The organism is Sphingomonas sp. PvP018 (assembly GCF_017876865.1).
Lineage (GTDB): Bacteria > Pseudomonadota > Alphaproteobacteria > Sphingomonadales > Sphingomonadaceae > Sphingomonas > Sphingomonas aerolata.
On sequence record NZ_JAGIOU010000001.1, the window covers coordinates 3,976,989 to 4,002,181 of the forward strand.

The following is a 25,193-nucleotide window of genomic DNA, read 5'->3' on the forward strand; positions in this document are numbered from 1 at the left end:
GTCGCGGTTGAGACTGGATGACGACGAGCGGCGCGTGATGCAGATCCTGCGGTCCTGGGGGGCACGGTCGCGCAAGGATCTCGCCGCCGATCTGGGAATGAGCGCGACCAAGATCACGCGGCTGTCGGCGACGCTGCTCGCGCACGGGCTGATCGAGGAATGCCCGGGGGCGGCCCCGGTCGCGCCCGGCCGCCCGGCGGTCCCGCTGCAAATCTCGCCCGAGGCGGGATACGGGGTCGGGGCGATGCTCCACCGCGGGCTGCTCGAGGTGGCGCTGGTCGATTATGCGGGCGGCGTGATCGCGCACCGGTTCGCGCCGTTCGACGATCCCGATCCGCGCGTGTTCGCGCAGCGGGTGACGACCGCGATGCACGAGATGGCGATCGCGAACCGGCTGCTCGGCCGGCGGCTGCTCGGCGTCGGGATCGGCGTGCCGGGTGCGGCGCTGTCGATCGAGGGAACGCGGCGCTGGACGGTCGACAGCCTGGCGGCGTGGCGCGGGATCGACCTGAAGGCGTTGTTCGAGGAGCATATCGGCCACCCGGTGTGGATCGAGAACGACGCGAACGCGGCGGCGCTCGCCGAATATTATGTCGGGGGACTGATGCGGCGCTGTTCGACCGCGGTCGTCATCCTGCTCGGGCACGGGATCGGCGCGGGAATCATCGTCGAGGGGCGGATCCTGCGCGGGGCGATGGCGAGCGCGGGGGAGATCGGCTGCCTCTACCCGACCAGCGCGCCGCGCCCCTCGACGCTCGACCTGTTGTCGACGTTGCGCGAGGCGGGCTGCGCGATCGACTCGCTGGTGGATTTCGACCGGGTAATCCAGGGCTATGAGCCGGTCGTCGATGCGTGGGTGCGCCGGGCCGCGCGGCAGATCGGGCCGATCATCAACTGGGGCATCGCCTGGATCGATCCGGGTGAGTTCGTGATCTCGAGCCCGTTGCCGACGCCGATCCTCGACGCCTTGGTCCGCCACATTGATTTCGGCGCGATGCATATCGGCGACCATTGCAGCGTCCCGCCGCGCATCTCGGTATCGACGCTGCAGGGTGCGGCCGCGACGATCGGCGCGGCGCTGATGCCGATCCACGCGACCGCGGTCGGCTGACGCCCGGCCCCGCCGTTACGACGCCGATCGCGTCGCCGTCGCGGGCATCCGGACCCGCAGCGTCGCGGCCGCGCCGAGCACCATCAGTGCGCCCGACACATACAGGATGTTGCGCGGGTCGCCGCCGAGCAGCGACTGGTAGAAGAGCGGGACGGTCAGGCTCTCGATGATCATCGGGATGACGATGAACATGTTGAAGATGCCCATATAGACGCCGTTGCGTTCGGGCGGGATCATGTCGATCAGCATGACGTACGGATTGCCCATCATGCTCGCCCAGCCGATGCCGATGCCAAGCATCGCGACGAACAGCCCCGCCTCGTCGCGGATGCCGGGGATCGCCAGCATGGCGACGCCCGATGCGAGCAGGCAGCCGGCATGCGCCGTCTTCGCACCGAAACGGCGGGCGACGGGCACCAGCGCGATCGCCGCGACGAATGCGACCGCATTGTAGAAGGCGCCGAGCTGGCCGACGGTCAGCACGGTGTCGCGGAACGCCACGCTCTTCGCATCCGACGTGCCGTGCAGCGAGCGTGCGACCGCGAAGGTGATGAACTGCCAATAGGCGAACATCGCATACCATTGGCACAGCATGGCGAGCGCGAGCTGGCGCATCGGCCGCGGCATCTCGACCAGCGCGGTCTTCAGGTCGCGCAGCGTGCCGCCGAGCGTCAGCGGTTCCTTCGCCAGCCGCGCCTTTTCCTCCTCGGGCAAGGGCAGCTCGGGTACGCGCAGCACCGACCAGAGGATCGTCGCGAGCGACAGTACCGCGCCGATCAGGAAGGCGATCCGCGTGATATCGGGGATGCCGTTGCCGTCAACCGCATCCTTGTTGAAGCCGATCCAGACGAGCAGCGACGGCGCGAGATAGGACAAGGTCTGCGCAAGGCCGGTGAACGCCGACTGGGTGAGGAACCCCGCGGCACGCTGATCATCGGGCAGTCGGTCGCCGACATAGGCGCGGTAGGGCTCCATCGTCACGTTGTTCGCGGCGTCGAGCACCCACAACAGGCTGGCGGCGACCCACAAAGTCGGGCTGTACGGCATGGCGAGCAGGCACAGGCTGCACAGCACCGCGCCGACGAGGAAATAGGGGGTCCGCCGCCCGATCCGGGTCGAGGTGCGGTCGCTCATCGCGCCGATGAGCGGCTGAATCAGCAGCCCGGTCACCGGCCCCGCGAGCCAGAGCAGCGGCAGGCTCGCCTCGTCCGCGCCGAGATAGCCGTAGATCGGCGCCATGTTGGCCTGTTGCAGGCCGAACGAGAATTGCAGCCCGAGAAAGCCGAGATTCATCTCGATGAGGCGGATCAGCGACAGACGGGGTTTGGTCATCGACGCGCCCTTTGTGCGAGTGCCAGTGCGCCGAGCAGCCCGGCGCGGTCGCCAAGTCCCGGCGCGACGATGAGGGTGGCATAATCGGGGGTGCCGAAATAGCCGTTCGCCATCCGCGCGGCGTGATCGCGAACCCGGTCGAGCAGCCCGGGGGTTCCCAGCACGCCGCCGCCGAGGACGATCCGCCGCGGCGACAGCAGCGCCTGCTGCGCGACGACCAGCTGGGCGAGATAATAGGCGACGATGTCATGCGCGGGATGATCGGGGCCGAGCTCCGACAGTGACGCGCCCCAGCGCGCGGCGATCGCGGGTCCGCTCGCCAGTCCTTCGAGGCAGTCGCCGTGGAAGGGGCAGGTGCCGGCGAAGTCGCGGTCGTCGGGATGCCGGCGGGGGAGGATATGCCCCATTTCCGGGTGGCGGCTGCCATGCACGGGGCGTTCCTCGACCAGCGCACCGCCGCCGATGCCGGTGCCGACGGTGACATACACCGCGATGTCGGCGCCGGTGGCGGCGCCCCACAGGCTTTCGGCGAGGATCGCGCCGTTGACGTCGGTGTCGAACCCGACCGGGCAGTCGAGCGCGCGGGCGAACGGGCCGACCAGGTCGGTGCCGCTCCAGCCGGGCTTGGGTGTGTCGACGATCCGGCCCCAGCCCGGTGACGAGCGATCGAGATCGACGGGGCCGAACGAGGCGATGCCGAGCGCGTCGAATGCACCCCATTCGGCTTGCGCCGCGGTGAAGAATTCGAGCGCGGCGGCGAGCGTCTCGTCGGGCGTCGTGGTGGGGATGCGTGCGGTCCGGATGACGGTGTCGGGATCACGCGCGACGCCGAGCACGAACTTGGTGCCCCCCGCCTCGATGCAGCCGAACAGCGGCGGGGCGGCGGTCATGCCGAGGGTCCTGCCCAAAGCACGCTCCAGGGACCGATCATGGCGTCGTCTCCGATGGGGGTATCCGCCACCCGGTCGTGCCGGCCGGCGAGATCGCCGACCCGGACCGCATGGGGCGAGAAGTTGAGGAAGACGCGGTCGCTGCCACAGGCGATGCCGAGCAGCGCGGGCGTCGACGTGGCGATCGTCGCAGGCGCGCCGGCCCCGCCGCTGGCGATGCGCGCGGCGCGCAACGCCCTGATGTCGCCGGAGATCCGCCGGGCGGCGGCGCCGTCGAGCGCATCCCAGTCCATCACCGGGCGGTGCAGCCAGCGCCCCTCATGCGCGCGATCGGGATCGTCGCGATAGCTGTGGTCGTTGAGCAGGCCGGCCTCGTCGCCCATATAGAGCGTGGCAAGTCCGCCGCTGGCGATCGACAGCGCGTTGAGCAGCGCGATGCGGCGGAACGCATGCTCGCGCTCCTCATCGGTCCGCGCGGCCTCGAGCCCGGCGAGCGACGCCATCGTCCCGTTCGAGCCGTGCAGCACCGAGCCGTCCGACTGGAACGGTTCGCCGCGCGCCCAGCTGCCCTCCGCGCCGTCGAGAAACTTCGCCGCTATGGTCAGCCGCGCGACCGGGTCCGGGTCGATCCCGGCAAGGTCGCCGATCACCGCGCCCCAGCCGATATCGTCATGGCAGCGCGCATAGCTGAGCCAGTTCGCGCCGCGTGGCAAGCCGCCGCTCGCCGCGACGATCGCGTGGGGCAGCGCGGCCGACTGCTCGGCGAGCCCGACCCAGCCGGCGACCATCAGCGAGTTGTTGTAGACGAGATGGCATTCGGGCTCGAACCCGCCATCCCAGTCCGACCCCTCGTCCGCGCCGAAATAGGGCGGGACCAGCGCGGTCGGGACGATCGCCTCGGCCTTGAGCAAGGTCGCGGGGGCGACGATGTCGAGCGCGGCGCGCAGTGCGCGGACGATGTAATGTGCCTGCGGCCGGTTGCGGCAATCGGTGCCGAGCTGCTTCCAGAGGAACGCGATCGAGTCGAGCCGGAACGCCTCGAACCCGTGATTGGCGAGCCGCAGCATCGTGTCGACGATCGCGAGCATGACCTCCGGATTGGCCCAGTTCAGGTCCCACTGGAACGGGTAGAAGGTCGTCCAGACCTGTCCACCCATCGCCGGGACGGGCGTGAAATTGCCCGGTGCGGTGGTCGGGAAGACCTGCAGCAGATCGGCCTCATAGGCCTGCGCCTCGTCGTCGCCAAGGACGTGGTAGAAGGCGCGGTAATGCGGATCGCCGTCGCGCGCCGCCTGCGCCCAGGCATGATCATCCGCGGTATGGTTGAGCGCGAGATCGACGCACAGGCTTATCCGCCCCTCGCGCAGTCGTGCGGCGAGCCGCTCGACATCGGTCATCGTTCCCAGCCGTGGCTCGACCGACAGATAGTCGGCGACCGCGAAGCCGCCATCGCTGTCGCCCTCGCGCGCCTTCAACAGCGCGAGCAGGTGGAGATAGCGGACACCGAGCGATTCGAGATGGTCGACATGCCCGATCAGACCCTCGACGGTCCCGGCGAAGCGGTCGACATAGGTCGAATAGCCGAGCATGTCGGGCGCGACGAACCAGTCGGGGTCGGCGAGCCGCGCCTCGTCGAGGGCAGCCATCGCGGCGGGGCGTTCGGCAGCCCGCTCGCACAGGATCGCCTCGAGCCGCGGCCAGATCGCCAGCCCGGTACTGCCATACAGGCGTTCGAGCTGGCGGCGCAGGCGGGGCCCGAGCGCCGCGAGGCGACGCTCGGTGGGGGAGGATACGCGCACCTGGGTCAGCCGATCAGAAGCCGAAGCGGACGGCGGCGGAGATCGTGCGACCGGTGATCGACCGCGCGCGGACGATGCCGTTGGTCGGGATCGCACCCTCTTCGGCTTCGGTGATGCCCTTCACGTCGAACAGGTTGTTGCCGTTCACCGACAGCGTCACATTGTCCGCCGGGCGGATCGAGACGAACGCGTTGACCTGCGTATAGCCCGGCATCTTGAGGACATTGTTGTCCTGCGCATAGCTGTCGGTGGTGCCGATCACGTTCGCGCCGATCGTCACGCGGTCGAAATCGACCTGTGGCGTCGCCTGATAGATGAACTTGGCCTGGCGACGCGGACGGTTGCCCTCGACCCCGGGGTTGAGCACGTCGCGGGTGATCTCGGCATCGGTATAGGTGCCGCCGGCCGAGAGCGAGAACGGTCCGCGTGCGATCCGGCCCTCGATCTCGACGCCCTTGGCGTCATATTCGCGGTTGAAGAAGCGCTGCGTCGTCGCCTCGAAATTCTGTTCCTCGGTGCGTGCCCAGAAGCCGGTGGCGTAGAGCGAGACGCCGCCCTGGCGGAACTTGAACCCGCCCTCGAGCTGGCGGACGAAATCGACCGCTGCGCCCTGGTCGGTCAGCCCGCCCGTCGTGGTGTTGATCGAGGGGCCGAACAACAGGCGATCGGCATTGGCACGCCCGCCGCGGCTGTAGCGACCGAACACCGCGGTGCTGTCAGTCAGGCGGAAGTTCACGCCGCCCGAATAGGACAGGTAATCATAGTTATAGTCGAGCGGCGAGCGGACGTTGGGGATCACCGCGACCTGACGCTCGGCCGCCGAGATCACGCCGTCGCCGTTGATGTCGAACGTCGTGATGCCGCTGCCGAACGCGGCGCCGAGATCGGAGCCGGCGACGCTGCCGCGTGCGCGACCGAAATCGTAGCGCAGCGACCCGTCGATGTTGAACCGGCCGAGCTCGAGCCCGAGCTGCGCGAACGGTGCGTAGGTCGTGTAGTCGAGGTCATAGGAGCGGCGGCAGCAATTGCCGAAGAAGCTCGCCGAATAGCCGGGGACGCCGTTCTGCGTGACGGGCACGCCCGCCGCGGTGCGGACGTCGACGAGTTCCGAGCGGCCATTGTCCGCGACGGTCTGGACGGACGAGGTCCACAGCCAGTCGCTCTTGATGTCCTGACGCGAGGCATAGAAGCCGCCGGTGACCGCGAGCGACCCGCCGGCGAACGGCAGCGAACCGTTCAGGCGGATGTCGTTGGTGATGTTGTTGAGGCTCTTCAGGTCGACATCGAACAGGACGATGTTGGCGAGCAGGCCGTTGCCGTTGAGCGAGGCGGGGTCAGCGATGCGCTGACCGGTCTGCGCGCCGCTGGCGTAGAAGAGCTGTGCGCCCGCGCCGCCGATGCCGTTGGCGATCGACTGCGCCGAATCGACGCTGGCAGGGAAGGGCGAGGTGAAACCGCCCGAGATGTCGGCGTAGCGGAACCGCTCGACGATGTTCCAGTCGTCCGCGAGCGGGATCTGCGTCTCGAGACCCGCCGAATAGACGACCGGGTGCTGGCCGTCACGGATCGACCGCGTGGTCAGCCGGTTGTTGCCGTCGAGCGTCTGCACTGTGCGGATGTTGGCGCTGTGCAGCGTGCCGTTGTTGATCGAGAAATTGGCGATGCTGCTGTAATCGGGGTCGCTGTTGCTGCCCGTAACGCGCACCGGGTTGGGGAGATAGCCGATCGCGCGGTCGTCGAGATACTTGCCGTAGAGCCGGACATAGCCGCCATTGCCGAACGACTTGGTGATGTTCGCCTTGAGCTGGCCGCCCTTGGCGCCGTCGAAGCCGACTTCGCGCTGGCCGTCGCCGATCCGGTAGAAGCCGCCGACATGATAGGTGACGCTGTCCGAGAGCTTGCCGCCCTGGTCGAAATCGACGCGGAATTCGCGGTAGTCGAGCCCGCTCGACAGCTGGAACGCGCCGCCTTCCTGCTCACCGGTCTTCGAGATGAAGTTGATCACCCCGCCCGGCGAATTGGACGCGAAGGTCGAGGCGGAGCCGCCGCGGACCGACTCGACGGTGCGGACGTTGAAATCGGCGCGCAGGAAAATGTCGGCATTGCCGAAGGTGATGTCGCCGAATTCGAGGATCGGGAGACCGTCTTCCTGGAGCTGGAGAAACTTCGAGCCGCCCGATGCGACCGGCAGGCCGCGGACCGAGATGTTCGCGTTGCCGTCACCGCCCGAGGCTTCGACGCGAATGCCGGGCAGGTTGCGCAACAGCTCGCCCGAGGTACGCGGCGCGAGCTGGATCAGCGCGTCAGAGCCGATCGAGCTGGTTGTGATCGAGGTGTTGAGGCGGTTGGTGCCGCGCGCGACTGCGGTGACGACGATGTCGTCCTGGCCGTCGATCGGCGCTGGAGTCGCGGCGGTGTCGACTGGCTGATCGCCCGGTGCGGGTGCGGCCTGAACGGGCGTGTCCTGGATGGGCGTGGTCTGCGCTGCGGCCACCGTCGCGAAGGACGTGGCGGCGATTCCGGCGAGCAAAATGTAACGTGCTTTCATGATATCCTCCCTGCGCGGTGGCTTTCTATGAAGCCCAGAATCGCCTCATACGCTTTTCACAATCGATTGCAAGGCGCGTTATGCAATCGATTGCGAAGTGTTGAAATCAGCGCAGGCGGAGCGGTTCAGGCGGACTGGCGCTCGATCAGGACGGGGGTGACGATCGCGGATCCGGTCGCATGGCCCGCGATCCGCTGCATCAGGCGATCGACCATCAGCGCGGCGCCCTCGGCGAGATCCTGGCGGATGGTCGTGAGCGCGGGGGAGGTGTGCGCGGCCAGCGTGACGTCGTCATAGCCGATCACTGCGGTGGTGGTGGGGACGTCGATCCCGGCTTCGGCGAGCGCGCGCAGCACGCTCATTGCGGCGACGTCGGACGCGGCGAAGATGCCGTCGGGGGGCGGCGCGGCGGCGAGCCGCTGCGCCATCGCCGCGTGCACGGCCTCCGGGGTCATCGGCGTTTCGAGCAGCTCGCAGGGGAGCCCCGCCTCCGCGGCGGCGGCGGCGAATCCGGCGAAGCGATCGGCGAATTCGGGCGGGGCGGGGTCGCCGACGAACATCAGACGGGACCGGCCCTGGTCGATCATGCGGCGGCCCGCGAGTCGGCCGCCTGCGATATTGTCGGAGCCGATCGTCAGATGGTTCTGGTCCGCCCGGTACGCGCCCCACACGACCAGCGGCGCATAGCGTTGCGACACGCGTTCGATCACCGCCCCCTGGTCGGACTGGCCGACGAGGAGCAGGCCGTCGATGCGGCCGCTGTCGACCAGCCGGTCGAGCCAGTCGTCGCCGTCAGGAATGACCCGCGACAACAGGATGTCGTAGCCGCGTTCGACCAGCAGATCGGCGAGCAGCCCGAGCAAGGTCAGGAAGAATGGATCGGTCAGATGCTGCGTGCGGGCATGGCCGAGCGGCAGGACGAGTCCGATCGCACCGGTGCTCTTCAGCCGCAGGTTGCGCGCGAGCTGGTTGGGACGGACGTCATGTTCCTGCGCCAGCGCCTGGATACGTGCGCGGGTCTGCGCATTGACGGACGAATGCCCGGCCAGGGCGCGTGACACGGTTGCGGTCGAAACGCCGGCGAGCACGGCCAGATCGGCGAGCTTCATTGCGATAGGATATCCTCATCGTCACGGGTGATCGCCCGGTCGTACCGTCAGCCGCGCCAAGCCGCAATTGCGCGCGATCGAAGCGGGGTGCTTACGACGGGGGGCTAAAACAGAAAACGTTTTCTGTTGCGTCCTTCACCTGCTGTCGGTAGGAGCGGGATACGCAAAGCGACAGAGCAGTGTGCCGCCCCGCCATAAGGTGACGTCGGGGCGGTGGCGGCGTTCGCTCGTGCCCGCGGCTCCGGGGAGTCGTCACCGTCCACGCCAGCCCGAGAGACGCAATTGAGCATCGAACTTACCATTCAGAGCCATGGTGCGCGTCTGGCGGCCATCGGCGGCGTGCCGCTGGCCTTCCTGGCTTATGCGGCCTTCGCGTTCAGCGACGCGTCGGTACGGCTGCTCGAAGGCGCGTTCAGTCCGTTCCAGGTGACGTTCACCGGCGCGCTGCTCGGGCTGGTCGCCTTGCCCTTCGTGCGGACGCCCGGCGACCGCCTGCTCGACGTGTTCAGCGCGACGCGACGCTCGCTATGGCTGGCGCGCGCGATCGGATCGTCGATCAGCGGCCTGTCGAGCGTCGTCGCCTTCACGCGGCTGCCGATGCCCGAGGCGTTCGCGCTGATCTTCCTGATGCCGATGCTGGTGACGTTGCTGTCGATGCTGTTCCTGAAGGAACAGGTCGGTGCCTGGCGCTGGGCGGCGGTGGCGATCGGCTTCGTCGGCGTGCTGATGGTGCTGCGTCCGGGGCTGCGCGCATTCGATCTCGGCCATGGCGCGGCGATGCTGTGCGCATTGTCGAGTGCGATCGTCATCGTGCTGTTTCGCGCCGGTGGCGCGGGCGAGAAGCGTGTGTCGATGCTCGGCGCGGGGCTGATCGGACCGCTGGTGATCAACGGCGCGGCACTGCTGTGGCTGCAGGCGTTCCGCTGGCCGGACGGGGCCGAGATGGTCCTGCTCGCCGGTTATGGCCTGCTCGCGATCCTCGGCCAGGCGCTGCTGATGCTGGCGGCGCAACGCGTCGCGGTCAGCCGGATCGCGCCGCCGCAATATAGCCAGATGATCTGGGCGGTCGCGCTCAGCTACACCGTGTTTCACCAGAGCGTCGACCTGCCGACTTTTGCCGGCATCGCCGTCATCATCGGCGCCGGCCTGCTGACCTGGGCGCGCGAGCAGATCCGCCTGCCGTCCTGGCGTCGCCGCTTCGCGCTGCGCCCGCGCTGAACAGCCTTTCAACGACCACGGAGTCCTCCACGTTTTGACAGATCACAGCATCGCCCCATCCCTGACGCGGCGCAGCCTGACGGCGCGCAACGAGCCGAGAATTCCCGAACCCTATGCCAATGGCGACCGGGTGCTGCGCACCGCAGCGTTTGTCGCCGCGGTATGCGGCGCGCTCTATGGCTATGACACGGGGATCATATCGGGGGCGTTGCTGTCGATCACCGACGAGTTCGGGCTGGATCACCGCATGCAGGAGATCGTCACCGCGGCGATCCTGGCGGGCGCGGTGATCGGTGCGCTGGCGACGAGCTGGCTGTCCGAACGGATCGGGCGCAAGCTGTCGGTGATGGGGGTGAGCGCGCTGTTCACGCTGGGCGCGATCGCCTGTGCGATGGCGCCGAGCGTCGGCGCGCTGATCACCGCGCGGGTGTTCCTGGGCATGGCGGTCGGCGGATCGACGCAGGTCGTGCCGATGTACATCTCCGAACTCGCGCCGCAGCATCGTCGCGGCAATCTGGTGACGATGTTCAACGTCGCGATCGGCGTCGGCATCCTGCTCGCCAGCGTCGTCGGGTTCGGCCTGCACGACGTCTGGAGCTGGCGGACGATGGTCGCGGTTGCGGCGATTCCCGCTGCGATCGTCTTCGTCGCGATGGCGTTCATGCCGCGCAGCCCGCGCTGGGCCGCGGAGAATATCGGCATCCACGCCGCGATCGACGTGCTGCGCCGCGTGCGGACCACACGCCGCGAGATCCGCCACGAAGTCACCCAGATCCGCGATGCGACGACCGATGCGGATCCGGCCGATAGCGGCTGGCGCGGCATTCGCCAGAGTTGGGCGCGACCGGCGCTGATCGCGGCGCTGGGCGTCGCGTTCTTCACCCAGTGCGGCGGGCTGGAGATGATGATCTACTACGCGCCGACCTTCCTGTCGGGGGTGGGGTTCGGCAAGGAGTCGGCGCTGCTCGCCAGCCTCGGCGTCGCGATCGTCTATGCGGTGATGACGCTGCTCGGCTGTCTGTTCGTCGACCGGATCGGGCGGCGGCGGCTGATGCTGGTGATGATTCCGGGCTCGGTCGTCAGCCTGATCGGGCTCGGCATCATGTTCGCCAGCGGCGCGCATGGCGGGTGGCAGGGCTGGCTGACGATCGGCTTCCTGCTGGCGTTCATGCTCTTCAATTCGGGTGGCATCCAGGTGTGCGGCTGGCTGCTCGGTGCAGAGATGTTTCCGCTGGCGATGCGCGGCCCCGCGACCGCGCTTCACGCGGCGATGCTGTGGGGCAGCAACCTGATCGTCACCGGGACCGCGCTGTCGCTGGTCCATGCGATCGGGCTGGGTTCGACGATGTGGGTCTATGCCGGGGTCAATCTGGCGTCGTTCGTGTTCGTGCTGTTCTTCGTGCCCGAGACGGCGGGCGCGAGCCTTGAGGATATCGAGACTGCGCTGCGCAGCGGCCGGTTTCGCCCGACGCGCGGCCACACCGCGATCGCCGCCGCCGCCTGACCTGAACCTCAGGCGGGGCTGACGATCGTCCCGGTGAAGACGAGCCGGACGACGTCGCCCCGCGCCCCGGTCATGCGTTCGACGAGCAGCGCCAGCGCGGCATGCGCCATCTCGTCGACCGGCTGCTCGACGATGAGGGGCGCGGCGTCGAGCAGGCGCAGCCAGGCGGCGTCGTCGAACCCGGCGAGCCGGACGGGCGATGCCTGCGGATCGGAGCGCGCGCGCAGCACGACCGCCGCCTCGAGCATCAGGAACGTGTCGCCGACCAGCACCGCGTCGCAGGCGGTGTCGGCGAGCGCGGTCCGCACGCAGGCCGCCCGCGCCGCGGGCTCATGCGGGACGTCGATGATCTGCGCGGGGAGCGCGTGGCGGTCGAGCGCCGCCGCATAGCCATGACGGCGGTCGACCGCGGTGCTGCCGCGCTCGCCGAACAGGCCGGTGATCCGCCGACAGCCCGATCCGTGCAGCGCGTCGACCAGCGCGCCCGCCGCGCCGGCATTGTCGAGCCGGACGCTGTCGACCTGCGGCGTTCCCTCGACGCGATCGACCAGCACGAGCGGCGTCGCGGTCTCCGGCACGCCGCCCGCGCGCGTCGGGGCGAGGATGATGCCCGATACGCGCTCGTCCTCGAGCAATTGCAGGTAATGGCGTTCGCGTGCGGGATCCTCGCCGCTGTTGCACAGGATGACGCGCAGCCCCTCGCGCCAGGCATAGCCCTCGACCGCCTGGACGAAGGCAACGAAGAACGGGTTGCCGATATCGGGCACGATCAGCCCGATCACGCTCGCCCGCGTCGAACGCAGCCGCCGCGCCGCCAGATTGGGGCGATAATCGAGCGCGGCGAGCGCGTCGTCGACGCGGCTGCGATAGGCGGGGCGGACGGGCTTGCCCGACAGGACGCGCGATACCGTCGCGATCGAGACGCCTGCGCGTGCAGCGATGTCCTTCAGTCCGATCGTCACGTGTTTCAGCCCTCTTCCTCGCCGACCTCTAGGCGGCGGCGGGTGTTTGTCCACCGTGATGGCAGGGCGGCGCGTTTGACCGCGGCGGATGCCGCGTCCATGTTTCGCGGATGAACCAACCCCTGTTCCGCCGCCGCGACGCGCTTGCCGGCATCGCGGCCACGTTTGCCGCCGCACCCGTCTCCGCACAGACTGCCGGCCGCTTGCCGGCATCCGCCGACGCGGCGGCTCTTCTCGACCGGCTCGCGTGGCAGTTGCTGACGCTCGATCCCGGCAAGGCGACCGGGCTCGGGCTCGACACCGGGGCGCATGCGGCGTTGCGGGGGCAGCTCGACGACCGGTCGCCGGCGGGCATCGCGGCGCGGCGAGGCGTCCTGACCGATGGGCTGGCGGCGCTCGGCCGGCTGCCGCGCGACGGGATCGATCAGGCGACGCTGACCAGCATCGCCGTGACGCAGAGCGCGTTCCAGACCGCGCTGGACGGGATGGCGCTTCCTTACGGCGTCGCGACGATCGGCGACTGGCGCAACACGCCCTATGCCGTCATCCAGAATGTCGGCGCGTGGCTGGACGTGCCGCAGCTGCTCGACGGCGATCAGCCGCTGCGCACGGCGGCGGATGCCGAGGCCTATCTCGCGCGCGTGGCGGCGATGGCGAAGCAGCTCGATGACGAGACGGGCAGGGTGCGCACCGCGCGCGAGCAGGGCCTGGTGCCGCCTAGCTTCCTGCTCGACAAGACGCTGGCCGGGATGCGGCGTACGCTGGCCGAGGCGGCGGCGGTCGATGGTCCGCTGATCGGGCCGCTCGCGCGCAAGACGCAGGCGATCCCCGGCGACTGGACCCGGCGTGCGACACAGATCGTGCGCGATGCGGTCATCCCCGCGCTCGAGCGGCAGATCGCCGAACTCACCGCGCAGCGCGCGGTCGCAACCGACGTCGCCGGACTGGGATCGCGCCCGCATGGCGCGGCCTGGTATGGCTGGGGGCTGCGCGCGGGGACGACGACGCGGCGGAGCCCGGCGGAGATCCACGCGCTGGGGCGTGCGCAGCTCGTCGAGCTGCAGGCGCAGATGGACAGGATCCTCAAGGGCTTCGGGCTGACCAAGGGGACGGTGGCGGAGCGCGCGGCCGAATTGCAGCGTCGGCCGGACATCGCCTTTCCGAACGACGATGCCGGCAGGCAGCAGATCGTCGCCTATATGCAGGGGCGGATCGATGCGATCCGCCCGCGCCTGCCAAAGGCGTTCCGCACGCTGGTGACGGGCAGGCTCGAGATCCGGCGGATGCCGCTCGCGCAGGAGGCGGGGGCGCCCGCCGCCTATGGCGGTCCGGGCGCGCTCGACGGATCGATCCCGGGCAAGATCTGGGTCAATCTGGGCGACCCCACGATCCACAACCGCGTCACGATCCCCGATCTGGTGTTCCACGAGGGCATTCCCGGGCATGTCTGGCAGGGGGAATATGCGCAGCAGCTGCCGTTGATCAGATCGGTGCTGGCGTTCAACGCCTATACCGAGGGCTGGGCGCTCTATGCCGAACAGCTTGCCGACGAGCTCGGCCTGTATGACGGCGATGCGGCGGGGCGGCTCGGCTATTTCATGGGGCTGTCATGGCGCGCGGTACGGCTGGTGGTCGATACCGGGATCCATGCGATGGGCTGGACGCGCGAGCAGGCGTTGCGCGAATTCGTCGCCGCGACCGGACTGCCGATGAGCAACGCGGTGAGCGAGGTCGAGCGCTATTGCGCCTGGCCGGGTCAGGCCTGTGGCTACAAGATCGGCCAGACCGAGATCGTCGCGCAGCGGACCCGCGCCAAGGCGGCGCTGGGCACGCGGTTCGACGTGCGCGACTTCAACCAGGCGGTGCTCGCCGGCGGCAACGTCCCGCTCGACGTGCTGACCGGCAACGTCACGCGGTACATCGCCGCTAGCAGGGGCTAGTCGCGCCCCACGCTCACGGGCCGATATCGATGTCGCGGGCTTCGGCACGCCGCGCCGCCGATCGCTCGAACCCGAGCTGTTCGGCGACCGGATCGTTCCAGCCATAGGGATCGGTACGGAAGGCGACCTTGCCGGCGTCGCCGACATAGACATTCTCGTACAGCAGCCGCACCGGGATGCGGCGCGGCAGCGGGACGAACTGCATCTCGCCCGACGCCTGCGCGGTCTGCCATGCCTCGGTAACGCCCTGGTCGTCGGCGAGCATCTGCGCGAAGCCGATCGCATCCTCGACGCGGACGCAGCCATGGCTCAGATGCCGCTGGCTGCGGTCGAACAGCCCGGGGGCGGACGTGTCGTGCAGATAGATCGCCTGATCGTTCGCCATGTCGAACTTGACGAGGCCGAGCGCATTGCTCGGACCGGGCTGCTGGACGATCCAGCCGTCGCGCAGGACCATGTTGTGCTCCTGCAGATAGGCGTCGTCGACATTGGCCATCTCGCCGTTCTGGATCGACTTGGGCACGGTCCAGGTCGGATTGGCGACGAGGCGATAGATCGGTGACGACAAGGCCGGCGTCTCGCGACCGGGTTCGCCGACGATCACCTTGCGCTGATCGACGAGCACGCCGTCGCGGTAATAGCGCAGCTGCGAGGCGGCGGTGTTGACGTCGATCCGCGTCGCCGGGGGCGTCCGCTCGAGCCAGCGCCGCCGCTCCAGCGCCACCGCGAGCGCGCGCGCGCGGTCACCGGGTCCGAGATTGAGGACCTTCAGAGTCTCGGGCCCGACGATCCCGTCCGCGGCGATGCCGTAATCGGTCTGCAGCCCCTTCATCGCGTCGGCGATCGCCTGCGTATAGACCAGGGCGCTGGACGGGGTGGCCGGCTGGAGGCCGGCGATGGTCGAGGCGGATTGCGCCAGCGTCGGCGCGGCGACGGGGCCGGGCGTCAGGAGATAGCCGCTCTCTACCAGCTGCTCGACGATCGTCGCAACGCGCAGATCGCGGGTGCCGACGCGGATCAGCGCGGCCGCGCCCGTCTGGGCGGGAGCCTCGAGCGGTGCCGGGCCGGCTGGTGCGGTGAGCGCCTTCTCGCTGAAGACGCGATAGGCATCGGACAGCAGGCGATAGTCGGCATCCTGCGGCGCGAGGCTTTCGAGCCAGTCGTCGACCTTGTGCCGCGCGATTGCGGCGACCAGCCCGGTGGCGAGATCGACACTGGGTCGCGGCAGGGTATAGACCTGATGAAGCGTCGCCGGATCGACGCGGCCCCTTGCCAGCGCGCCGGCATAGGCGAGCGCGACGCGCGTGCGGGCGATGTCGATATCCGCCGGGGCCGCGTCGGCGGGCAGGTCGGGCAGGAAGGCGACATGATCGAGCCCGTGACGGCTGCGGTCGCCGAGTGCAGTGTTGAGCGCCGCGACGTCTGCATCCGACCAGACCGCACGCCACTTCGACTTGGTGTAGACCGCGCGGACGGTCGCGTCCGTCACCGCCTGCCGGCTGATGACGACGCCGCCGATCGCAGCGGGTGCAGCACTCGGCTTGGCAGGAGGCGCGGCGCGTCTCGGCGCAGTCTGGGCGGGCTGGGCAGCGGCGGCGCCGTTCGTCAGGAGGAGTGCAAGCGGCATCGCGCCGGACGCGAGCCGGGCTCGCAGGGTCGTCACTATCATCCCTGTTGAACGTACCAGTCGCCGCATCGGCTCAGATCGACGGCGAAATTCCCGCGAACCACGCCGCATAGGGGGTGTTGGCGGCCATGTGGCGGTTATAGTCGGGCGACCCGTCATGCCACCAGACCGGGCCGCGTTCGCCGAGCCCATGCTTGGCCGCGTCGACGTCGGCACGTGCAGTGGCGACCGCCTCGGCATCGTCCCGACGCCTGGCGACGCCGACCGCGCGTCGCGCCGCCATCAGCGCCCGCACCAACTCGGCACGATCGGCTTCCGGCAGCGACGGATCCGCGCACCGCCACAATCGGCCGCGGACGACGAAATAGCGGCCGTCGGGGGTCGTCGGATAGGCCTTGGGGGGCGTGCTGCCGGTCATGCCGCGCTCACAGCATCGCGAGCGGCTGCGGCGACCGCGGGCGGGGAAAGGCCGTGTCGAGCGCGGCAAGATCCTCGGCCGACAGCAGGAGATCAGCGGCCGCCCGGTTTTCGCGGACATGCGCGACGCTCGCGGCCTTCGGGATCGCGATCGTCGCGGGGCGTTGCAGGACCCAGGCGAGCGCGACCTGCGCGGGCGTCGCGCCGATGTCCCCGGCGATCCGCGCCAGTGCCGGATCGGCGAGGAGCCGGCCCTGTTCGACCGGACTATAGGCCATGACGGGAATGTCGTGACGGTCGAGCCAGGGGAGCAGGTCATGCTCGGGACCACGCCGCGTCAGGTTGTACAGGATCTGGTCGGTCGCGCAGCCCTGTCCGCCCGCCGCATCGAGCTCGGCCATGTCCTGCGTATCGAGGTTGCTGACGCCCCAGTGGCGGATCATGCCCGCGGTTTTGAGCCGTTCCATCGCCTCGACCGTCTCGGTGAGCGGTACCGACCCGCGCCAGTGCAGCAGATACAGGTCGAGCCGGTCGGTCCTCAGCCGCCCAAGGCTCGCCTCGCAGGCGGCGACGAGCCGGTCGCGCGAGGCGTTCTGGGGATAGGCCTTGCTGACGAGGAACAGCGTGTCGCGGACGTCGTGGAGCGCATCACCGATCAGAGTCTCGGCGGCGCCCTCGCCGTACATCTCCGCCGTATCGATCAGCGTCATCCCGCACTCGACGCCTGCGCGCAACGCAGCGGTTTCGGCCTCGCGACGATCGGCGCGCTCGCCCATCATCCAGCTTCCCTGGCCCAGGGCAGGCACCGTCTCGCCGCCCGGGAGAATCACCGATTTCATCGTCTGCCCCAATCGCTCTGGTCGTCAGGGGTCAACGCCGGTCGGACGCGCGGGATGCGTGCCGCGAAGGTTGTATTGCAAATAGTGTATCGGGGGATCTTGCCGCGGTCTGGCGCGGGGCGTCTCGCCAGAAGCGAGATCTCGCGGCTTGAAAATGGCTCCCTGAGTAGGATTCGAACCTACGGCCACTCGATTAACAGTCGAGAGCTCTACCGCTGAGCTATCAGGGAACGTTGCCGGAGGCGGCTCTATAAACGGCCAGTTGGACGATGCAACCCGGTTTTTGTCGATTTCTGCAACAAATTGCGCCGGGGCCGGGGCTATGCTGCGAACTGTTCCATCGTGATGCGGTCGTCGAGCGCATGCTCGGGATCGAAGAGCAGGGTGAGTTCACGCGCACGGTCCATGCAGATGTCGACCTGTGCCACGTCGCGGATCTCGCGCTGGTCGGCGACCGCGGAGACGGGGCGTTTGCCGGGGTCGAGGACGCGGATGCCGATCCGCGCCTTGTCGGGCAGGATCGCACCGCGCCAGCGCCGCGGGCGGAACGGGCTGATCGGCGTCAGCGCGACCATGCCCGAACCGAGCGGCAGGATCGGGCCCTGCGCGGAGAGGTTGTAGGCGGTCGAGCCCGCGGGCGTCGCGACCAGGATGCCGTCACAGGCCAGTTCGGCGAGCACGACGCGGTCGTTGACCGTCACCTCGAGCTTGGCGGTCTGGCGCGTCTCGCGCAGCAGCGAGACCTCGTTGATCGCGGGGAGGGTGAGGGTGCGTCCGTCGATTCCGGTCGCGGTCATGCTGAGCGGCGTGACCTTGAACGGCTTGGCGCGCAAAAGCCGGTCTTCGAGGCCGTGATGCCGCCACTCGTTCATCAGGAAGCCGACGGTACCCAGATTCATTCCGAAGACCGGGACCGCGGGCTTGCGCCGTTCCAGCATCGCATGGAGCGTCTGCAGCATGAACCCGTCACCGCCGAGCGCGATGACGACATCCGCCTCCTCGGGCTCCACCCAGTCGCCCAGATCGGCGAGCTGGGCGGCGGCGGCCTGTGCCGGCGGGGTGGCGGAGGCTACCAGCGCCCGGCGGACATAGTCGGTCACCCGCCGGTGACGCTCATGTGACGCGCGACCGCGGGACCTTCGCCCTCGCCGATGCGGAAGTCGTGCCGCTTGGGCTTGGCGTAGAGGCCAGCATCGATCGCCTCGTCGAGCCCGGCGATGCCGCCGTCGCGCAGCGCACCCTTGAGGTCGACCTGATCATCATGCCCGAGGCACAGGTACAGTTTGCCCTCGGTGGTGAGGCGGACGCGGTTGCAGCCTTCGCAGAAATTGGCGGTCAGTGGCGAGATGAGCCCGAGCCGCGTACCGGTGCCGTCGACATTCCAGTAGCGCGCCGGTCCGCCGGTCTTGTACGAATCGCGCTCGAGCCGGAACCGGGTCTCGAGATCGCGGAACACGCCGGTGAGCGGGAGGAAGCGGTCGGTGCGATCCTCGTCGATCGCGCCGAGCGGCATCGTCTCGATCAGGGACAGGTCGAACCCCTCGTCACGGCACCAGGCGAGCATCGGTGCGATCTCGTCCTCGTTGAAGCCCTTGAGCGCGACCATGTTGATCTTGATCGCGAGCCCCGCATCGCGCGCCGCCATGATGCCGCCGATCACCTGCGCGACGTCGCCGTGCCGGGTGATGTAGCGGAAGCGCTCGGGATCGCGGCTGTCCATGCTGACATTGACGCGTCGGATGCCCGCATCGACCATCGCCGGCGCATGCTCCGCCAGCCGCGTGCCGTTGGTGGTCATCGTCAGCTCCTCAAGCCCGCGGCCGAGATTGCCACCCAGTCGCTTGACGAGATCGCCGACGTCGCGGCGGACGAGCGGCTCGCCGCCCGAGAGACGGATCTTGGTCACGCCGCGCGCGATGAACCGCTCGGCGATGATCGCGATCTCGTCGAGGCTCAGCAGCTTTGCGCGCGGGAGGAAGGTCATCGCCTCGGACATGCAATAGCGGCACCGCAGATCGCAGCGGTCGGTGACCGATATCCGCAGATATTTGATCGTCCGCTGATGCCGGTCGACCAGCGGACGATTGACGGTTGCGGAGTGGCTCGAAGGGGAGTGAGACGCCATAGCAACAGAGCTAGGTGGTGCAGTGTCGAGCGGCAAGTGCGTTCCAGGATTGGCGACGGGCGATGGGGTGGCTAGGTTGTCGGCGATGACACCGGCCACACTGGATACAAAGGACATGCTGAACAGAACGATGCTGTTCGCATGCTCGTTCCGTCACTTCGCGGAGATCGCTGATATTGCGGTGGCTTGCGGCTGGGATGCGGTGGTCACTGCGACCGCCAGCGGTATCGACCCGGCCTATGTCGAAAGCGGCGCGCCGGTCGTGCTGATCGATGCGCGCGGGGCGATCGCGCAGGGGCTGGCGGCGGCGCAGACGATTGCCCCCCGGGTCGCCGAGGATGGTGGGGCGCTGCTATTCGTCCTGTCGCGCCGCGACTGTACGGCGCTCGACCGCGTGTTCGAGCTGGGGGCGACGCATTTCCTGATCGACCCGGCGAGCGACGGCGAACTGATCCAGTCGCTGCGCTTCGCGGCGCGCCATGTGACGCGCGCGCCGGGCCGGCCGGGCATCGTCGACCGCCGCGACGCGATGGCCGGCGCACGCTTCGGCCGCGATCCGAACCTCGCGCAGCAGTGGATCGCCGCGCGGATCGGTGACGGACAGCCGGTCTCCGTCGTGCTCGTCTCGCTGTCACGGCTCGACATCGTCAACGCCGCGCACGGTCGGCCCGCGGTCGATTCGCTGATCGAGGTCGCGGTCGAGCGGGCGGAGGTGGTCGCGGCCGAGGCGATGGCAGGCGCGGCGCGCGTCGCACGTCTCGGCGGCGCGGATCTCGCGCTCGTGGTCGGGGCCGGGGCTGCGGACATCGCCGCGCTGATCGCGGCGCTCGACGAGGCGCTGGCGCGGCCGTTCGCGGTCGCCAACGCGCTGGCGGTACTCGGCTGCCGGTTCGGTGTCGCAAGTCACCAGCCGGGAGATCCGAGCGATCCCGTGGACGGTGCCGCGACGCTGATGCGGCGCGCGTTCGGTGCGCTCGCCAAGGCCAAGACCAGCGACGGGGCGATGCTGCAGATCGCATCGGCGGCGCACGACATGTCGCTCGATGCGCTGGCGATCGACCTGCATCACGCGATCGAGCTCGACGAGATCGACATCCGCTTCCAGCCGCAGGTCGAGATTGCGAGCGGACGGATCACGGGCGTCGAGGCGCTCGCGCGCTGGGATCACCGCAAGCTCGGGCCGCTGGGCGCGGATGCGCTGTTCGCGGCCGCGGACCGCGCCGATCTGGGGATCGCGCTGTCCGACCATATCCAGCGGCTGGTCCTGGCACGCGCGCTGGCATGGCCCGAGGCGCTGGCGACGCTGCGCGTGTCGCTCAACCTCACCGCAGCGGATATCGCGCGGCCCGGCTTCGCTACGCTGTTCCTCGCGCGGGTCGACGATAGCGGCTTTCCACGCGGCCGGCTGACCGTGGAGATCACCGAGACCGGGCTGATCGCGGATCTCGCCAGCGCGTCGACGCTGCTCACCGAATTGCGCGGGGCGGGGTGCCGCGTCGCGATCGACGATTTCGGCACGGGCTATTCGAGCCTCGCCTATCTCAAGGACCTGCCGCTCGACTATGTGAAGATCGACAAGGCGCTGGTCCACGACATCGGCGGCAGCCCGCGCGACCGGGTCGTCGTCGCCGGCGCGATCACGATGGCGCGGTCGCTCGGCCTGTCGGTGATCGCCGAGGGGGTCGAGACGCGCGAGCAGCTGGAGCTGCTCGCAGCGTGCGGGGCCAGCCTGTATCAGGGCTTCCTGCTGTCCGAGCCGGTCGGCGACGCGGCCTTGCTCGAACTGGTGACCCGGACATGAGCCGGGCAGGATCTGCCATGATCGTCGCGGTTGCTGCGGCGACGATCGCCGTCACGCCCGCGCTGGCCGCGCCCGACCGGGCACCCGCATCGGTGGCGATCCGGGAAGCGATGGCGGCGAGCGCGGCGGGGTGGAATGCGGGCGATCTCGCCCGGTTCGTCGCGGTCTATGCCGAGGATGCGGTGTTCGTGACGCCCAAGGGTCTGGTGCGCGGAAAGGCCGCAATAACAGCGCGCTATGCGCCGAGCTTCACGGGTGGTGGCAATAGCCGGGGGCAGCTGAGCTTCGTTCCCGCCGAGCTGCGCGGGATCGATCCGACGCATGCCCTGCTGGTCGCGCGCTGGACACTGACCGGCGCGACCTCGACCGAGACGGGGATGACGACCTTGCTGTTCGAGCGGCGCGGCGATGCATGGAAGATCGTCGCCGATCACAGCAGCTGAGCGCGGCGGCGCTCAGCCCGCCGCCTTTGCCAGCCCCTTCGACAATTGCAGCGCACCGTGCAGCCGTGCCTTGGGATCGCCCCAGGCGCGCTGGAGCACCAGCTTGCTGTCGGGCCGCAGCCGCGCGACGCCGTTGAGCCGTTCGACATAGGCGAGCAGCTTGTCGATGTTGGGCGGGGTGTCGTTGTGGAACGACACGAGCACGCCGCGGGGCCCTACGTCGATCTTCGACACGCAGGCACGCTTCGCGTTCAGCTTTATCTCGATGACCCTGATCAGGTTCTCGGTCGCGTCGGGCAGCGGGCCGAAGCGATCGATCATCTCGGCGGCGAACGCCTCGATCTCCTGACCCTCTTCGAGCTCGTTCAGGCGGCGATACAGCCCCATGCGGAGGTCTAGATCGGGGACATACTCCTCGGGGATCAGGATCGGTGCGTCGACCGTGATCTGCGGCGAGAAGTCCTTCGGGCGTGCGGAGGCGAGACCACCCGACTTGGCGTCCATGATCGCCTCCTCGAGCATCGCCTGGTAGAGTTCGAAGCCGACCTCCTTGATATGCCCGGTCTGCTCGTCGCCGAGCATGTTGCCGGCCCCGCGGATGTCGAGATCGTGGCTCGCCAGCTGGAACCCGGCGCCGAGCGAATCCAGATCGGACAGCACCTTCAGCCGCTTCTCGGCGGTCACCGTCATCTGCCGCTCGGGCGGGGTGACCAGATAGGCATAGGCGCGCGTTTTCGAACGGCCGACGCGCCCGCGTAGCTGATAGAGCTGGGCGAGGCCGAAGCGGTCGGCGCGGTGAACGATCATCGTGTTGGCGGACGCGATGTCGATCCCGCTCTCGATGATCGTGGTCGAGACGAGCACTTCGAACTTCTTGTCGTAGAAGGCGGACATGCGCTCCTCGACCTCGGTCGGCGACATCTGGCCGTGTGCGACGACGAAGCGGATCTCGGGAACCTGTTCGCGCAGGAACTCCTCGATCTCGGGCAGGTCGGCGACGCGCGGGGTAACGACAAAGCTCTGGCCGCCGCGATAATGCTCGCGCAGCAGCGCCTCGCGCAGGACGACCGGATCGAACGGCATGATGTAGGTGCGCACCGCGAGGCGATCGACCGGCGGGGTCTGGATCACCGACAGCTCGCGGATGCCTGACATCGCCATCTGCAGCGTGCGCGGGATCGGCGTCGCGGTCAGCGTCAGCATGTGGACGTCGGCCCGGAGCGCCTTCAGCCGCTCCTTGTGGGTGACGCCGAACCGCTGCTCTTCGTCGACCACGACGAGGCCCAACCGCTTGAAGTCGATATTCTTCGCCAGCAGTGCGTGCGTACCGATGACGACGTCGATCGTGCCGTTCGCCAGCCCCTCCTTGGTCGCCTTCGCCTCGCTCGCGGTGACGAGCCGCGAGAGGCGGCCCATGTTCATCGGGAAGCCTTCGAACCGGCTGACGAAGTTGTTGTAGTGCTGGCGCGCGAGGAGGGTCGTCGGGCAGACGATCGCGACCTGCTTGCCGCCCATCGCCGCGACGAACGCCGCGCGCAGCGCGACCTCGGTCTTGCCGAAGCCGACATCGCCGACGACGAGCCGGTCCATTGGCTTGCCCGCGGACAGATCGGCGAGAACCTCCTCGATCGCGCGGTCCTGGTCCTCGGTCTCCTCATAGGGGAAGCGATCGACGAAGCTGGGATAGCCGCTGGCGTCGGGTTCGAGCACGTCGCCGGGGTGCAGCGCGCGCTCGGCGGCGGTCGCGATGAGCTCGCCCGCGATCTCGCGGATCCGCTCCTTCATCTTCGACTTGCGACGCTGCCAGCCTTCGCCGCCGAGCTTGTCGAGCGATGCGCCTTCCTCCGACGAGCCGTAGCGCGAGAGGACGTCGATATTCTCGACGGGCACGTAGAGCTTGTCGCCGCCGGCATAGCTCAGAGCGACGCAGTCGTGCGGGCTCTGGCCGACCGGGATCGAGGTCAGCCCCTCGTACCGGCCGATGCCGTGTTCGGTATGGACGACGAGATCCCCCGGCGTCAGCGTCGCCAGTTCGGCGAGGAACGCGTCGGCGGATTTCTTGCGCTTCTTGCGGTGGACGAGGCGGTCGCCGAGCATGTCCTGTTCGGTGAGGACGGCGACGCCGGGCGCGGTGAAGCCGTGGTCGAGCGGCAGGACGACCAGCGCGACGCCGAAGCTCTTGGCGGTATCCGCGACGCCGAGCGCTTCCTGCCAGGTTTCGGCGTGCTTGCCGCCCTTCATCCCGTGATCGGCGAGCAGGCTCCCCAGACGTTCGCGCGCGCCGATCGAATAGCTGGCGAGGATCGGCTTGCGACCCTGTTTGCGCAGTTTCTCGACATGATCGGCGACGGCTTCGTAGATGTTCGCCTGCGCGGCGCGTTCGGGGCCGAAATCGCGCGGGCCGTCGACGTCGAAGTCGAGCACGGTGGCGCTGGTCGGCTCGTGAAAGGGCGTGACGACATGCGCGGTGGCGGCGTCGAGCGCGGCGGACCAGTGCGACGCGTCGAGATAGAGCGCGGTCGCACCCAGCGGACGATAGCTGCCGGGCTGCGCGGCTTCGGCGCGCCGCCGGTTCGCGTAATAATCGGTGATCGATTCGAACCGGCTCTCCGCCGCGGCGCCGACCCCGCTGTCGCGGACGACGACGTCGTCGCCGCCGAGATGGTCGAACAAGGTCGCCATCTTGTCCTCGAACAGCGGCAGCCAATGCTCCATGCCGGCGATGCGGCGGCCGTCCGAGATCGCCTGATACATCGGATCGCCCGTCGCGGTCGCGCCGAACGCGTCGCGGTAGCGCGTGCGGAAGCGCTTGATAGACTCTTCGTCGAGCAGGGCTTCGGAGGCGGGGAGCAGGACGAAGCCGTCGATCCGGCCGGTGGTGCGCTGGTCGGCGGCGTCGAAGGTACGGACACTCTCGATCTCGTCGCCGAAGAAATCGAGACGCAGCGCATGGTCCTCGCCCGACGGGTAGAGATCGACGATCCCGCCGCGGACCGCATATTCGCCCTGGTCGTGGACGGTGTCGGTGCGGACATAGCCGTTCGCCTGGAGCAACGTGGCGAGCGTGTCGCGGCCGATCCGTTCGCCGGGCGCGAGGCGGGCGACGAGCTGGCGGACGCGGAAGGGGGTCAGGACGCGCTGGGTCGCCGCGTTGACCGTGGTGAGCAGGAGCTGCGGGCCCTTGGGCTTGGCCTGCAGGCGGTGCAGCGCGGCGACGCGTTCGGCCATGATCCGCAGGGTCGGCGAGGCGCGGTCATAGGGAAGGCAATCCCAGGCGGGGAAGCTCAGCACCTCGAGATCGGGCGCGAAATAGGCCGCGGTCGAGGCGATCGCGCGCATCGCCGCATCATCGGGGGCGATGAACACCGCGCGCGTCTTCGCGGCGCGGGCGAGGTCGGCAAGCAGCGACGGCTGGAACCCCGATGGCACGCCCGACAAGGTCAGCGGGGTGGTCGCGGAGAGGATCGTGTTCAGATCTGGCATATTCGCTTCTCGTTCCCCGGCGAAGGCCGGGGCCCAGTTGGGAAG

The 25,193-nt window shown here is 68.9% G+C and carries 18 protein-coding genes and 1 tRNA gene; 6 read left to right on the forward strand and 13 right to left on the reverse strand.

What is annotated here, in order from left to right; genetic code table 11:
- The first annotated feature begins 37 nt into the window (after nucleotides 1-37).
- The gene (locus tag J3A66_RS17905; RefSeq protein ID WP_245337142.1) at nucleotides 38-1,111 is read left to right on the forward strand and encodes an ROK family protein; all 1,074 of its coding nucleotides are present in this window, start codon (nucleotides 38-40) and stop codon (nucleotides 1,109-1,111) included.
- A gap of 15 nt (nucleotides 1,112-1,126) precedes the next feature.
- Here J3A66_RS17905 and J3A66_RS17910 read toward each other — a convergent pair whose 3' ends face one another.
- The 5 genes from J3A66_RS17910 to J3A66_RS17930 form a co-directional block, all read right to left on the reverse strand.
- The gene (locus J3A66_RS17910; RefSeq protein ID WP_209570285.1) at nucleotides 1,127-2,443 is read right to left on the reverse strand and encodes an MFS transporter; all 1,317 of its coding nucleotides are present in this window, start codon (nucleotides 2,441-2,443) and stop codon (nucleotides 1,127-1,129) included.
- The gene (locus J3A66_RS17915) at nucleotides 2,440-3,333 is read right to left on the reverse strand and encodes an ROK family protein (RefSeq protein ID WP_209570286.1); all 894 of its coding nucleotides are present in this window, start codon (nucleotides 3,331-3,333) and stop codon (nucleotides 2,440-2,442) included. The genes J3A66_RS17910 and J3A66_RS17915 overlap by 4 nt, the downstream gene beginning before the upstream one ends.
- The gene (locus J3A66_RS17920) at nucleotides 3,330-5,132 is read right to left on the reverse strand and encodes an alpha-amylase family glycosyl hydrolase (protein WP_209570287.1); all 1,803 of its coding nucleotides are present in this window, start codon (nucleotides 5,130-5,132) and stop codon (nucleotides 3,330-3,332) included. The genes J3A66_RS17915 and J3A66_RS17920 overlap by 4 nt, the downstream gene beginning before the upstream one ends.
- A gap of 13 nt (nucleotides 5,133-5,145) precedes the next feature.
- Nucleotides 5,146-7,680, reverse strand: a complete 2,535-nt coding sequence (locus J3A66_RS17925) for a TonB-dependent receptor (RefSeq protein WP_209570288.1) — start codon at nucleotides 7,678-7,680, stop codon at nucleotides 5,146-5,148.
- 125 nt (nucleotides 7,681-7,805) lie between these two features.
- Nucleotides 7,806-8,789 carry a LacI family DNA-binding transcriptional regulator gene (locus J3A66_RS17930; RefSeq protein ID WP_209570289.1) on the reverse strand — a complete coding sequence of 328 codons (984 nt, stop codon included), beginning with the start codon at nucleotides 8,787-8,789 and terminating at the stop codon, nucleotides 7,806-7,808.
- Between the two features lie 282 nt (nucleotides 8,790-9,071).
- On the opposite strand from J3A66_RS17930, the gene J3A66_RS17935 reads away from it, so the two are divergent.
- Nucleotides 9,072-10,007 carry a DMT family transporter gene (locus J3A66_RS17935; RefSeq protein ID WP_209570290.1) on the forward strand — a complete coding sequence of 312 codons (936 nt, stop codon included), beginning with the start codon at nucleotides 9,072-9,074 and terminating at the stop codon, nucleotides 10,005-10,007.
- Between the two features lie 34 nt (nucleotides 10,008-10,041).
- Nucleotides 10,042-11,511, forward strand: a complete 1,470-nt coding sequence (locus J3A66_RS17940) for a sugar porter family MFS transporter (protein ID WP_209570291.1) — start codon at nucleotides 10,042-10,044, stop codon at nucleotides 11,509-11,511.
- 8 nt (nucleotides 11,512-11,519) lie between these two features.
- Here the strand turns inward: J3A66_RS17940 and J3A66_RS17945 are convergent, their stop codons facing one another.
- A complete protein-coding gene (locus tag J3A66_RS17945; RefSeq protein ID WP_209570292.1) occupies nucleotides 11,520-12,473 on the reverse strand; it encodes a LacI family DNA-binding transcriptional regulator in 954 nt (317 codons plus the stop codon).
- A gap of 110 nt (nucleotides 12,474-12,583) precedes the next feature.
- Here J3A66_RS17945 and J3A66_RS17950 point away from each other — a divergent pair, with 110 nt between their 5' ends.
- The gene (locus tag J3A66_RS17950; RefSeq protein WP_245336869.1) at nucleotides 12,584-14,413 is read left to right on the forward strand and encodes a DUF885 domain-containing protein; all 1,830 of its coding nucleotides are present in this window, start codon (nucleotides 12,584-12,586) and stop codon (nucleotides 14,411-14,413) included.
- Nucleotides 14,414-14,426: 13 nt separating this feature from the next.
- On the opposite strand, the gene J3A66_RS17955 is transcribed toward J3A66_RS17950, so the two are convergent.
- The 6 genes from J3A66_RS17955 to moaA all read right to left on the reverse strand — a co-directional run bounded on the left by J3A66_RS17955 (nucleotide 14,427) and on the right by moaA (nucleotide 19,421).
- Nucleotides 14,427-16,076, reverse strand: coding sequence for a L,D-transpeptidase family protein (locus tag J3A66_RS17955; protein ID WP_348634078.1), 1,650 nt, complete (start codon nucleotides 16,074-16,076; stop codon nucleotides 14,427-14,429).
- A 37-nt stretch (nucleotides 16,077-16,113) separates the two neighbouring features.
- Entirely contained in the window at nucleotides 16,114-16,458 is a 345-nt protein-coding gene (locus tag J3A66_RS17960; protein WP_209570293.1) for a hypothetical protein, read from the reverse strand.
- A 7-nt stretch (nucleotides 16,459-16,465) separates the two neighbouring features.
- The gene (locus J3A66_RS17965; RefSeq protein ID WP_209570294.1) at nucleotides 16,466-17,296 is read right to left on the reverse strand and encodes an aldo/keto reductase; all 831 of its coding nucleotides are present in this window, start codon (nucleotides 17,294-17,296) and stop codon (nucleotides 16,466-16,468) included.
- A 155-nt stretch (nucleotides 17,297-17,451) separates the two neighbouring features.
- Nucleotides 17,452-17,526: transfer RNA gene (locus tag J3A66_RS17970), tRNA-Asn, on the reverse strand.
- 90 nt (nucleotides 17,527-17,616) lie between these two features.
- On the reverse strand, nucleotides 17,617-18,396 hold the full coding sequence (locus J3A66_RS17975) for an NAD kinase (RefSeq protein ID WP_192099059.1): 780 nt from the start codon (nucleotides 18,394-18,396) through the stop codon (nucleotides 17,617-17,619).
- Entirely contained in the window at nucleotides 18,393-19,421 is a 1,029-nt protein-coding gene (gene moaA, locus J3A66_RS17980) for a GTP 3',8-cyclase MoaA (RefSeq protein WP_192099060.1), read from the reverse strand. Before moaA ends, J3A66_RS17975 begins: the two co-directional genes overlap by 4 nt.
- Nucleotides 19,422-19,536: 115 nt before the next feature.
- On the opposite strand from moaA, the gene J3A66_RS17985 reads away from it, so the two are divergent.
- Nucleotides 19,537-21,222, forward strand: a complete 1,686-nt coding sequence (locus J3A66_RS17985) for an EAL domain-containing protein (RefSeq protein ID WP_245336872.1) — start codon at nucleotides 19,537-19,539, stop codon at nucleotides 21,220-21,222.
- A gap of 17 nt (nucleotides 21,223-21,239) precedes the next feature.
- Complete coding sequence (locus J3A66_RS17990) at nucleotides 21,240-21,665, forward strand: nuclear transport factor 2 family protein (protein WP_042466595.1); 426 nt, start codon at nucleotides 21,240-21,242, stop codon at nucleotides 21,663-21,665.
- A 12-nt stretch (nucleotides 21,666-21,677) separates the two neighbouring features.
- On the opposite strand, the gene mfd is transcribed toward J3A66_RS17990, so the two are convergent.
- Nucleotides 21,678-25,148 carry a transcription-repair coupling factor gene (gene mfd, locus J3A66_RS17995; protein ID WP_209570295.1) on the reverse strand — a complete coding sequence of 1,157 codons (3,471 nt, stop codon included), beginning with the start codon at nucleotides 25,146-25,148 and terminating at the stop codon, nucleotides 21,678-21,680.
- Nucleotides 25,149-25,193: the final 45 nt, after the last annotated feature.